At 71.8% G+C, this 11,800-nt stretch carries 12 protein-coding genes; 4 read left to right on the forward strand and 8 right to left on the reverse strand.

Annotated elements, in window-relative coordinates; all coding sequences use genetic code 11:
• Positions 1-237: 237 nt before the first annotated feature.
• The 3 genes from ACWEGE_RS03840 to ACWEGE_RS03850 are packed head-to-tail and all read right to left on the reverse strand — an operon-like array spanning position 238 to position 3,613.
• On the reverse strand, positions 238-1,794 hold the full coding sequence (locus tag ACWEGE_RS03840) for a molybdopterin-dependent oxidoreductase (protein ID WP_449658897.1): 1,557 nt from the start codon (positions 1,792-1,794) through the stop codon (positions 238-240).
• A gap of 57 nt (positions 1,795-1,851) precedes the next feature.
• Complete coding sequence (locus ACWEGE_RS03845; protein ID WP_410561867.1) at positions 1,852-2,091, reverse strand: glutaredoxin family protein; 240 nt, start codon at positions 2,089-2,091, stop codon at positions 1,852-1,854.
• Between the two features lie 10 nt (positions 2,092-2,101).
• A complete protein-coding gene (locus ACWEGE_RS03850; RefSeq protein ID WP_449658898.1) occupies positions 2,102-3,613 on the reverse strand; it encodes a long-chain-fatty-acid--CoA ligase in 1,512 nt (503 codons plus the stop codon).
• A 314-nt stretch (positions 3,614-3,927) separates the two neighbouring features.
• Between ACWEGE_RS03850 and ACWEGE_RS03855 the strand changes: the two genes are divergently transcribed.
• From ACWEGE_RS03855 to ACWEGE_RS03870, 4 genes are all read left to right on the forward strand, one after another.
• Positions 3,928-4,620 carry a sigma-70 family RNA polymerase sigma factor gene (locus ACWEGE_RS03855; RefSeq protein ID WP_449658899.1) on the forward strand — a complete coding sequence of 231 codons (693 nt, stop codon included), beginning with the start codon at positions 3,928-3,930 and terminating at the stop codon, positions 4,618-4,620.
• Positions 4,621-4,736: 116 nt separating this feature from the next.
• A complete protein-coding gene (locus tag ACWEGE_RS03860; RefSeq protein WP_449658900.1) occupies positions 4,737-5,804 on the forward strand; it encodes a DUF5667 domain-containing protein in 1,068 nt (355 codons plus the stop codon).
• A 90-nt stretch (positions 5,805-5,894) separates the two neighbouring features.
• A complete protein-coding gene (locus ACWEGE_RS03865) occupies positions 5,895-6,797 on the forward strand; it encodes an HAD family hydrolase (RefSeq protein ID WP_449658901.1) in 903 nt (300 codons plus the stop codon).
• Between the two features lie 103 nt (positions 6,798-6,900).
• Positions 6,901-7,809, forward strand: a complete 909-nt coding sequence (locus ACWEGE_RS03870; RefSeq protein WP_449658902.1) for a CPBP family intramembrane glutamic endopeptidase — start codon at positions 6,901-6,903, stop codon at positions 7,807-7,809.
• A 44-nt stretch (positions 7,810-7,853) separates the two neighbouring features.
• Here ACWEGE_RS03870 and ACWEGE_RS03875 read toward each other — a convergent pair whose 3' ends face one another.
• The 5 genes from ACWEGE_RS03875 to proC form a co-directional block, all read right to left on the reverse strand.
• Positions 7,854-8,870: a lysophospholipid acyltransferase family protein gene (locus ACWEGE_RS03875; protein ID WP_449659078.1), complete on the reverse strand. Its 1,017-nt coding sequence runs from the start codon at positions 8,868-8,870 to the stop codon at positions 7,854-7,856.
• An 11-nt stretch (positions 8,871-8,881) separates the two neighbouring features.
• On the reverse strand, positions 8,882-9,925 hold the full coding sequence (locus ACWEGE_RS03880; RefSeq protein ID WP_449658903.1) for an NAD-dependent epimerase/dehydratase family protein: 1,044 nt from the start codon (positions 9,923-9,925) through the stop codon (positions 8,882-8,884).
• Between the two features lie 256 nt (positions 9,926-10,181).
• Positions 10,182-10,283, reverse strand: a complete 102-nt coding sequence (locus ACWEGE_RS03885) for a 30S ribosomal protein bS22 (protein ID WP_007030867.1) — start codon at positions 10,281-10,283, stop codon at positions 10,182-10,184.
• A gap of 155 nt (positions 10,284-10,438) precedes the next feature.
• The gene (locus ACWEGE_RS03890) at positions 10,439-10,654 is read right to left on the reverse strand and encodes a helix-turn-helix domain-containing protein (protein WP_013222402.1); all 216 of its coding nucleotides are present in this window, start codon (positions 10,652-10,654) and stop codon (positions 10,439-10,441) included.
• A gap of 193 nt (positions 10,655-10,847) precedes the next feature.
• Entirely contained in the window at positions 10,848-11,660 is an 813-nt protein-coding gene (proC, locus tag ACWEGE_RS03895; protein ID WP_449658904.1) for a pyrroline-5-carboxylate reductase, read from the reverse strand.
• Positions 11,661-11,800: the final 140 nt, after the last annotated feature.

An 11,800-nucleotide genomic window follows, 5' to 3' on the forward strand; every position in this document is an offset into this window, starting at 1 on the left:
GAGCGGTACGGGCACCGCGGAGATCACGACACCGCGTCAGAATCCTTGCCCGGCAGGCACTTCCGCGTCGGGCCCGCGCGAGCGGTGATCGAATGCGGTCCGCCGGTGCGCCTCGCGGGACGCGGCGAACGGGCCACCGGACGCGGTGAGCGGCACCGCCGGGCTGGTCGACAAGTGCCCGAAGGCGGCCTTGGTTGCGTCTAGCGCACCGAAGGCCACCTTGGGGGCGCTTGAGGGTCAGCGGGCGTCGAGGGTGACCGAGTGCCAGCCGGTCGCGCCGTCCGGGACCGGGTCCGCGCGGTTCTCCGTCTGCGTGTAGCCGTCCTGGTCGGTCGCCCGGACCGACGCCTGGTGCGTGCCCTTCGGCACGTCCAGCTCGATCCACCACATCCGCCAGGTGTCCTTGCTCACCTCGGCCGACAGCGTCGCCTCCCGCCACTCCCCCTGGTCCAGCCGCACCTCGACCTTCGCGATCCCGGTGTGCTGCGCCCACGCCGTGCCGGCCAGCCGGACCTTGCCCGCCGTGACGCCGGCGAAACCGCTCGGCTTGTCGATCCGGGACTCGGTCTTGATCGGGGCCTGCTCGGCCCACCCGCGGCTGAGCCAGTACGCCTGCCGGGCGTCCCACTTCGTGAATTCGAGCGACTCGACCCACTTCGTCGCCGACACGTAGCCGTACAGGCCGGGGATGACGATCCGGGCCGGGAAGCCGTGCTCGACCGGCAGCGGCTCGCCGTTCATCCCGATCGCCAGCATCGCGCCGCGGTCCGGGTCGAGGGCGACGTCCGCCGGGGTGCCGCACGTCCAGCCGTCGGTGCTGGTGGCGAACATCTGCTCCGCGCCCGGCTGCACGCCCGCCTCGGCAAGCAGGTCCACCAGGTCGACGCCGATCCAGGACGCGTTCGAGATCAGCGGCCCGCCGACCTCGTTGGACACGCACGTCAGCGTCACCCGGCGCTCGACCAGCGGCCGGCTGCGGATGTCGGCGTAGGAGAAGCTCACCTCGCGGTCGACCATCCCGTGGATCTTCAGGCTCCAGTCCTCGGTCCGGATCTGCGGCACGACCAGCGCGGTGTCGATGCGGTAGAAGTCCGCGTTCGGCGTGAGGAAAGGCGGGGAGCCGAGCTTCGCGAAGTCGGCGTCCGCGGGCAGCGGGGGCGCGGTGCGCGCCGGGACCAGCGGCCCGACGGCGGCCCGCGAGTCCTCGGCGTTCGAGCTGGTCCCGGCGACCTGGCCGACGACGGCCGCGAGCCCCGACCCCGCGGCCACCCCCACCCCGGCCCGCAGGAACTTGCGGCGGTCGAAGCCGCCCTCGTCGACGACGTCCGCCGGGAGCGCGATCCGGTGCAGGACGGTGAACACCGCGAGCCCGGCGACCAGGGCGGCGACCGGCGCGAGCAGCGAAACCTGGCCGAGGTCGCTGCGCGCGAAGACGGCCGCGACCCCGGCGGCACCGAGGACGAAGACGAGCACCTGCCCGGCCCGCGGCGTCCGGCGCGACAGCTGCCCGGCGAGCAGCGCGAACAGGACCAGCACCACGGCGAGGCCGAGCTTGAGCACCGGCTTGTCCCAGGTGCCCAGCGTCCGCTCGGCCCACTTCACGATGGCCGTCGGGCTGTGGTCGACGACGTAGTTCGCCACCGCGATGAACGGCGACGCCGTGTACCCGACGAAGCCCGCGACCAGGTGCCCGACGCCGAGGGCGGCGGCCAGCGCGAGGATCCCGATCAGCGTCGCGACCGGCAGCGAAAGCCGGCGGGGTGCCTCGGGCGGGGCGTCCTGCAGAGTGCTCACGTCTCCATCTTCGGAGCGGAGCCGCCGGAAGGCTGCCCGATCCGGCTTACGGACGTGTTACGGCTGCAGGGCCCGCCGCAGCCGGTCCTCTTCGACGCGCCAGTACCCGTGCTCGGCGCCGTCGACCAGGATCACCGGGACGCGGTCGCCGTACTCGGCGCGCCACTCGGGGTCGGTGTCGACGTCCTCGGCCGTCCAGGCGACGCCGAGCTCACCGCAGATCCGGGCGACGTCGGCCTCCGCGACCTCGCAGAGGTGGCAACCGTCCCGGCCCATCACCGTCACTTCGTGCGCCATGCCGTTCTTCCTACCGCAACCGCAGGCGCCGCAGCTTCCCGGTGGCCGAGTGCGGCAGCGACTCGGCGAACTCGACCAGGTGCGGCACCTTGTACCCGGCCAGGTGGGCCGCGCAGTGGTCGACGACCTGCTGCTCGGACAGCGCGGCCCCGGCGGCGGGCACGACGACCGCCTTGACCGCCTCGCCGCTGCGCTCGTCGACCACGCCGACGACCGCCGCCTCGGTCACCTCCGCCAGCTGCGCGATGACCTCCTCCACCTCGCGGGGGAAGACGTTGAAGCCGTTGACGATGATCAGGTCGTTGGCCCGGTCGACCAGGTGCAGGTCGCCGTCGGTGTCGAGGTAGCCGACGTCGCCGGTGCGGAACCAGCCCTCGTCGTCCGGGCCGTGCGCCCCGTCGGGCCAGTAGCCGGAGAAGAGGTTGGCGCCGCGGATCGACACCAGCCCGGTCTCGCCGTCGGCCTCGAAGACGTCGTCGACGTCGTCCGGGTCGAGCGGCACGGCCTGGTCGGTGCCGTCGCTGTCGACCAGCCGCAGCTCGATCCCGGGCAGCGGCCGGCCGACCGAGCCGGGCTTCGGGTAGCCGGTGACCAGCGTCGAGGTGACCACCGGCGCGCACTCGGTGAGGCCGTAGCCCTCGTAGACGTCGAGGCCGGTGGCCTCCCGGATCGCGGTCAGCACCTTCGGGTGCAGCGGCGCGGCGCCCGAGGTCATCCGCCGCACGGAGGCCAGGCCGCGGCGGAGCTCGTCGGCGCCGAACGCCGCGAACTCGCCGTACATCGTCGGGACGCCGGTGATCGAGGTGACGCGGTGCTCGGCGCAGTCGTCCAGGGTGCGCTGGGCTTCGAAGCGCTCCGACAGCACCGCGGTCGCGCCGACGGCCGTGGCCTGCAGGAGGCCGGGCCCGAGGCCGTAGACGTGGAAGAGCGGGATGGTGATCAGCACGCGGTCGTCGTGCTCGAGGACGCCGTCGACCGCGCTGATCTGCTCGAGGTTCGCCAGCAGCGCCCGGTGCGACAGCATCACCCCGCGCGGCGGCCCGGTGGTGCCGGACGTGTACGAAACGACCGCGATGTCCTCCCCGGACCGGCCGGCGTCGGCGAACTCGCCTCCTCCGGCCGGGTCACCCCCGGGCGTGAGACCGCTCACCCAGTCCGGGAGGTCCTCGTCCGGATCGCGCTGGACGACGACCTTCGCGCCGCTGTGCTCCAGCAGCTTCTCGAGCTCGGGCGCGGGCACCTGCGGTGACAGCGGCACGACGACGGCTCCCGCGCGCAGCGCGCCGAAGAAGGCGACCACGAAGTCCAGCGACGTCGGCAGCCGCAGCCCCACCCGGTCGCCGGGCGCGACGCCGACGTCCGCCAGCCGGCGGGCCTGGGCCTGGGCGGCCGCGTCGACCTCGCGGTAGGTGAGGCCGCGGCCGGTGCCGGTTTCGAGGACGGCCGGGTGCTCCGGCCACGTCGCCGCGGCCCTCGTGAGCAGCCCGGCGACCCCCGGCTGCGTCTCCTCTGGAGCACTCACCCGCGACCTGCCTCTCCTCGCCCGGCGCCAACCGTTGCAAGTCTGTCATCTGAAGCGACGTCATGGGTGCTGACCGCACGCGTCGCGTCTGAGCAACCCCGGAACCACTACCTACTTAGCGGTAACAACACGTATGCTGCACTGCGTCGCGCCGGTGGTGTTGATCACCGCCGCGACCGGAGAGAGGGAGTCGCCGTGAGGAACTTGCCTGCCCACGAGGTCGTGGGGCACGCGAGCCGGCCCTTCCCTGCTCGCCGGTGTTCCGGGGGTACCGTGGCCCGCTGGGTCGAAGCCACCGCCGGAGGTGCCGCCCGATGACCGTCCCCACCGCCGTCAGCCGCGGGCCCGTCTTCATGTTCGCCGAGCGCGTCTTCGGCCGGACCTCCGCCGTGCCGCTGAGCAGGCACGCGGCCGACGACGAGCGCGCCGAGGCGGCCAAGGCCGAGGCCTGGGACCTGGTGCGGGCCGCACAGGACGGCGACTCGTCCGCCTTCGGCCGGCTCTACGACCGCTACGTCGACGTCGTCTACCGGTACGTGCTGTTCCGGCTCGGCGACCGCGACCTCGCCGAGGACGTCACCAGCGAGACGTTCCTGCGCGCGCTGCGCCGCATCACGTCGGTGAGCTACCAGGGACGTGACGTCGGCGCCTGGTTCGTCACCATCGCCCGCAACCTCGTGCTCGACCACGTCAAGTCGAGCCGGTTCAAGCTCGAAGTCGTCACCGACGAGGTGACCGAGCCCGGTGCGGCGCCGTTCAGCGTCGGCGCGACGGCCCAGGTGGGTCCCGAGCAGGAGGCGATCAGCCGCGCCACCCGGGCCGAGCTGCTGCGCTGCGTCGCGGAACTGGGCGATGACCAGCGCGAATGCATTGTGCTGCGGTTCCTGCAGGGCCTGTCCGTCGCCGAGACGGCCGAGATCATGAACCGCAACGAAGGCGCGATCAAGGCGCTCCAGCACCGCGCCGTACGCCGATTGGCACAACTTCTGCCCACCGGATTGCGCTGAACCCGCGAACTTTTCCGTTCGTCGGCCCGAACCGGTAACCCTGGCGGCTTCTGGATCGTTACCCCACGCAGACCGGTGCAAGGACCGGCCGGAGCCCGGATGGAGAGAGCAGCGCCGTGAGGTTTGCGCGTGAGCGAGCCGAGAGCGAGCGGTTCGCGCGTGCCCTGGAACCGTCGCCGGTACGCCGCGACGGTGAGTTCGCCGACGAACTCGCGCTCGTCGGTGCCCTGCGCGAGCTCGGCGCGGCCGGGGCGCCGGACCTGGAGACCCGGCAGCGGATCCGCGCGGAGATCGCGGGCCGCCTGGAGACGGCGGGGGCCACCGAGACGGGTCGGAGGTGGCGGCCGCGGACCGCCGACCTGGTGGCCGCCGCGCTCTTCCTCTTCCTCGTCCTCTCGGGGCTGACCTTGGTGCTCTCGCGCACCGCGTTGCCCGGTGACGCGCTGTACAGCGTCAAGCGGGCCGGCGAGTCGACCGCGCTCGGCCTGACGTTCGGCGACCAGGAGAAGGCGCGCAAGCACCTCGAGTTCGCCACCAACCGGATCACCGAGCTCGGCGAACTGGCGGCCGAAGACGCGAGCGCGTCCGCCTACCGGACCGCCTACGACGACTTCGCAACCGATCTGCGGGCCGGTGTGGCCCAGCTGTCCGCCGCGGCGACCAGCGACGGCGGGACGCAGGCGCTGTCCGACGTCCGGCTGTGGGCGCGCAACCAGGCGGCGAGGCTGGCCGCGCAGCCGCTGCCGGCCGGCGCGTCGCCGGTGTTCGACGACGTCCGGACCCTGCTGGGCAAGGTCCAGGAGCGCACGAGCGGCCTGGTGGCGCGGATGAACTGCTACCGGATCACCACCGGCACCTCCGACGAGCTGGGCCCGCTCCCGGCGACCGGCGAGTGCACCCAGCGGCCGGCACCGGCCGCCGGCGAGCAGCCGACGTCGGCGTCGGTCGCGCCTTCGTCGGCGGACAGCACGGCCCCGTCGGTGACGGGCACGCAGCCGCCGCCGTCGGACGCCACCGCGACCCCGGGCATCCCGGCACCGACCGGTGGGGTGACGCCGCCCCCGGTGTTCGGCCAGCCGTCGACCACGTCCCGGCCGCCGGCACCGACGACCACCACGTCCACGCCGCCGCTGATTTCGCTGCCGCCGCTGCTGCCGGGCCTGCCGCCGATCGTGATCGGCTGAGGTCCCGGCCACACCTGCGACGGGCCGGTGGGCGGATCGCTACGCTGTGCAAAGGACCCCGGGACGTGGGCAGACGTGGAGGCGGTGTAGGTGTCAGCTTGGCGTGGCAGAGACAAGAGTCAGGAGCTCGAACGGCTCGCCGCGCTCGCGGGTGAGGCGTCCGCCGAGGCTGCCCACGCCCGCGTGGTGTCCGAAGCCGCCGAGCCCCCCGCCCCGCCTGCCCCGCCCGACCTGACCGCGGCCGCGTTCTTCGACGTCGACAACACGATGATGATGGGCGCGTCGATCTTCTACTTCGCCCGCGGCCTGGCGGCGCGCAAGTTCTTCACGTCGGCGGACCTCGCCGGGTTCGTCTGGGGCCAGATCAAGTTCCGGCTCGGCGGCCGCGAGAACAAAGAGGACATCAAGACCCACCGCGAGCGCGCACTGTCCTTTGTGGCCGGTCGCACGGTGGCGGAGCTGACGTCGATCAGCGAAGAGATCTACGACGAGCTGATGGCGGACAAGATCTGGTCCGGAACCCGCGCGCTGGCCCAGATGCACCTGGACGCGGGGCAGCGGGTCTGGCTGGTGACGGCGACCCCGATCGAGCTGGCGGCGATCATTTCGCGCCGCCTCGGTCTCACCGGGGCGCTCGGCACGGTGGCCGAAACCCGCGACGGCGTGTACACCGGCCGTCTGGTGGGCGACCTCCTGCACGGCCGCGCGAAGGCCCACGCGGTCCGGGCGCTGGCCTCCCGCGAGGGCCTGAACCTCAAGCGCTGCACCGCGTATTCGGATTCGGCGAACGACATCCCGATGCTGTCGGCGGTGGGCACGGCGGTGGCGGTCAACCCGGACGGCGGCCTGCGTGACGTGGCCCGGGCCCGCGGCTGGGAGATCCGCGACTTCCGCACCGGCCGCAAGGCGGCGAAGATCGGCGTGCCGTCGGTGCTGGGCGCGGGCGCACTGGCCGGCGCCGTCGCCGCGGGCATGGCGTACCGCCGCCGGTAGCGCCTGCGCTACCAACTACTCGGGTGCGCGCGGGAATGACCCGCCCGCCGCCGGCTGGTGTGCTTTTCCCATCGGAAGAGCAGCTTCGGCGAAAGGCAGTGCGGTGGCGACCCGAGTGGACATCGAAGAGCGGGCCAGTGACGGCGGCAGGCTGCGGGACAGCCTCCGCAGACACCCGCTCACCTGGTTCTTCGCCCTGGCCAACCTGCTGAGCTGGGTCGCCTGGACGCCCTACATCCTGTCGGAGAACGGGCTCGGTGTGCTCCACTTCCGGTTCCCGGAGCTGCTCGGCACCTCGCAGTTCGCCGGCGTCCTGCCGGGCGCCTACCTCGGCCCGATCGGCGCGGCGTTCTTCGTCACCGCGCTCGCCGACGGGCGGACCGGCCTGCGCCGCTGGGCGGCGCGGCTGTTCAAGTGGCGGGTCCACTGGTTCTGGTACGTGGCCGTCGTGCTCAGCGTGCCCGCGCTGCTCACGATCAGCACGATGGCGTTGTCCGAGCAGACCCCCCTCGTCCCGGCGGTGGCGACGCTGGTGGCCTACCTGCCGGGTCTGGCGCTGCAGATGGTCACGACCGGGCTCGCGGAGGAACCCGGCTGGCGGGACTTCGCCCTGCCCCGCCTCCAGCAGCGCTACGGGCCGCTCGGCGGCACGCTGATCCTCGGCCCGCTGTGGGGCGTGTGGCACCTGCCGCTGTTCTTCAGCGAGTGGGGTGGCTGGCCGGACGTCACCTGGCTGACGCCGATCGAGTTCGTCGCCACCTGCGTCACCTTCAGCATCATCATGACCTGGGTGTTCAACCGCACCGGCCAGAGCCTGCCGCTGGCCATGCTGCTGCACACGAGCGTCAACAACTTCTTCTCGCTGGCCTGGTCGGAGCTGTTCCCGTCGCTGTCGGTGCGGGACACGACACACGCGTTCCTGCTCGCCTCGGCCGCGGTGTCGCTGGTCCTGCTCGTCGCGACGCGGGGACGGCTGGGCTACCGGCCGAAAGCCCGCGAACTCGAAGCCTGACCAGGCAGGCGGTCACCCGGCACCTGCCCGGGCCGGGTGACCGCTCAGCCGCGGAAAACCGACTTACGCTGCGAAAGCCGCTGGTAAAGCGTCTGCTGGATCGACTCGCGCACCTGGTCGGTCAGCTGGAACACCAGCATCGGGTCGTCGACGGCGTCCGGGCCGAAGGCGTCGGTCGCGATCGGCGCACCGAACTCGATGCTCCACTTCGTCGGCAACGGCACCGCGCCGAGCAGGCCGAGCATCGGGAAGAACGGCGTCACCGGGAAGTAGGGCAGCCCGAGCATCCGCGCCAGCACCTTGATGTCGCCGAGCTTCGGGTAGATCTCCTCCGCGCCGATGACCGACACCGGGATGATCGGCACGCCCGCCTTCAGCGCCGCCGACACGAACCCGCCGCGGCCGAAGCGCTGCAGCTTGTAGCGCGAGGCGAACGGCTTGCCGACGCCCTTGAAGCCCTCCGGCCACACCCCGACCAGCTCGCCCTTGCGCAGCAGGCGCTCGGCGTCCGCGTGGCAGGCCAGCGTCTGGCCGGACTTGCGGGCGAACGACCCCACCAGCGGCACCTGGAACACCAGGTCCGCGCCGAGGCCGCGCAGGTGACGGCCGCCGGTCTCGTCGTGGACCGCCACCGCCGTCATCAGGGAGTCGAGCGGGATCGTGCCGGAGTGGTTGGACACCAGCAGCGCGCCGCCCGAGGCGGGCAGGTTCTCGACGCCGTGGGTGTCGACGCGGAACCACTTCTTGTACAGCGCCCGCAGCGGCGGCAGGAACACCGCCTCGGTCAGTTCGGCGTCGAAGCCGAATTCGTCCACTGTGTAGTCGCCGGTCAGCCGGTCGCGGATGAAGCCGAGCGCCGACCGGGCGGCGGCCGAAAGCGGCTCCTCGGGCGCCGGCCGGTCGACGCCGCCGGGGAAGGCGACGACCGGCGCCTCCTCCTGCTCACGGAGGTCCCGCTCGGCGTCCACCGCCTCCGGCTTCTCCCGGCCCGGCCCGTGCAGGGGGATGACCTGCGCTTCGGCACCGCCCACCGTTCCCGCCTCGCTTCCGAAGTCGTCCAAGTTCGATCTGGTCACCGGCTCTGCCCGGTCGCGGCGGCGACGAGCACCTTGCCGGCCAGGCCGGCCAGCTTGCCGCCGTCGAGCACCGGGCGGAGCCCGCGTCCCACGATGTAGTCGTCGAACGCCTCACGTGTGGTCCACCGCGGGGTGTACCCGAACTCCTGCTTCAGCTTGGCGATGTCGACGACCCGGCCGAAGTTCAGCAGCCGGACCTGGTCGGCGGAGAAGTCCACGACGCGCGCGCCGCGCAGGACCTTGCCGACCGACGGCACCACGCTCCGCGGCATCGGCAGCTCGACCCGGCCGGCCCGCCGGATCGCCTGCGAGAGGGTGAGTACCCCCTCCGCACCGACGTTGAACACGCCGGGCTTGTCGTGCAGGGCCGCCCGTTCCAGCACGGACAGCGCGTCCGCGGAGTGCAGCAGCTGGATGCGCGCGTCGTAGCCGAAGACCGTCGGCACCACCGGCAGCGCGAAGTAGCGCGCGAGGACGGTGTCGGTCTCGGGGCCGATGATGTTGGCGAAGCGGAACAACGTGGTCGTGATGTCCGGGCGGCGGCGCACCAGGCCCCGCACGTACCCCTCCATCTCGACGGCGTCCTTCGCGTACCCGCTGGTCGACGTGGGGATGAGCTCGGAGTCCTCGGTGAACACCGCCTGCGAACGGGCGCCGGCGCCGTAGACCGCCGCCGTGGACTTGACCACCAGCTTCCGCACCAGCGGCGAGCGCTGGCACGCGGCGAGCAGCCGCATGGTGCCGATGACGTTGACTTCCTTGATCGCCGTGCGGCGGCCCGGCCCGGCCGGGTGCGCGGTGACGGACGCGTGCACCACCGTGTCGACCTTGGCGGTGCTGATCACCTTGGCGATCAACGGGTTCCTGATGTCCGCGCGGACGAACTCCGCGTGGCCCATGCGCTGCAGGACGGTCTTGTCCGGCGGGACCGTGTCGACACCGATGACCCGTTCGAAGTCGGGGTTGTTGCCCAGCCGGGCGAGCAGTTTCCCGCCCAGTTCGCCGGCGACCCCGGTGACGAGCACGATGTTCGACGGCATGCGACTCCCTGCGGCGTAGGGCGTGTGGGGGGTGGACGGTCACCCGAGGCGCGCGAACCTGCACTCACTGGAAGCATCGCGCGGACGCCCTTGAGATGTTACCGCTCTTCAGTGGTAGCTCCGGGTCGTCTCACGTGCTATTAACACCGGTTTCGCCGGAAAGCGACGAACGCCTCACTCGAACGGGCGGACCGTGCCCACCACATGGACGTGGCCCGTCCAGAAGCTGGACGGGCCACGGTGACACTCGGCAGGCTTACTTGCCGGCCTTACGACGCTGGACGCGCGTACGGCGAAGCAGCTTGCGGTGCTTCTTCTTCGACATGCGCTTGCGGCGCTTCTTGATCACAGAGCCCATGGGCGCTCCTTAGGTCGACGTCGGTCACGCTGCCCGGCGCAGCGTCCAACGGGTGGAGCGCACAGGCACGAGCGGTTTTCCAGGTTACCCGTGTCCCCGGGCGGGCCGGTCAGCGGGCACGTCGAAGCACGGCGTGCCGCTGGCCGGGGCGTGGATCAACCCACGTCGTAATACGCGCCCTGGAGGTACTCGTGCACTGCTTTCTCCGGCACCCGGAAGGACTTCCCGACCCTGACGGCGGGCAGCTCACCCGAGTGCACGAGACGGTAGACGGTCATCTTGGAGACCCGCATCAGCGTGGCCACCTCGGCAACCGTCAGGAACTGGACCTGCCCGACGGCGGGCAAATCCTCCTTCTTGTTCGGCGACATGTTTACCGCGTCCTTCGACACGTGTCGCGCCACGAGGCTTCCCCACCTGTGGTATCGACACGCACGTGCTCTATCGAGAGTAGCGGGACTGGTGGGACTAATGCGACGCCTGTCACCGAGATGGGCCCCTACCAGCGCTAACGCACAAGCAGCCGCGCGTGCAAGACCCGGGCAATCGCCCTTTCCGGGGAAATCAGGCTTCGTCGTGGGCCTTCCCGAGCTCCACCGAACGGTCCTTCGCGGCCTCGATGGCGGCCAGCAGCGCGGCCCGGACGCCGTGCTTCTCCAGCTCGCGGATGGCGTTGATGGTGGTGCCGGCGGGCGAGGTGACGGCCTCGCGCAGCAGCACGGGGTGCTCGTCGGATTCGGCGAGCATCTTCGCCGCGCCGACGGCCGACTGGATGATCAGCTGCCCGGCGAGCGCCCGCGGCAGGCCCAGCAGGATCCCGGCGTCGATCATGGCTTCGACCAGGTAGAAGAAGTAGGCGGGCCCGGACCCGGACAGCGCGGTGACGGCGTCCTGCTGGGCCTCGGGCACCTCGACGACCTGCCCGACGTGCGAGAGCAGGTCCCGCACCACGGCGAGGTGCTCGCCGGTCGCGTACCGGCCGGCGGAGATGGCGCTCATGGCCTCGTTGACCAGCATCGGCGTGTTCGGCATGACCCGCACGACGGGCACGCCCTCGGCGAGCCGCCGTTCGTAGAGCGAGGTGGGCAGCCCGGCGCAGAGCGAGACCACGAGCGACGACGGGCCGAGCAGCGGCGCGAGCTCGTCGAGAACGGGCTCGATGTCCTGGGGCTTGACGGCGACGACCAGGACGTCGGCCCGCTTGGCGGCTTCCTCGACCTCGACCCCGCGGATGCCGTAGCGGCTGGTGAGCTCCTCGACCCGCGCCGGGTACCGCTCGGTGAAGAGGAGGTCGCCGGCCTCGTGGCCGCCGTGCAGCAGCCCCGAAAGCAACGCCTCGCCGATCTTGCCCGCACCCAGCACCGCGATGACCGTCATGGAGCCAAGCGTGCCAAACCCGCCACGGCGGCCTGGTGCCGGGGCGAGGTGGCCGTGTCGTCCCCCCAATCGCCCGTGATGCCCCGCCAATCACGAGTGATGCCCCTTCAATCACGGGTGATGCCCCTCCAAGCACCCCA

This window comes from Amycolatopsis sp. NPDC004747 (assembly GCF_053601335.1).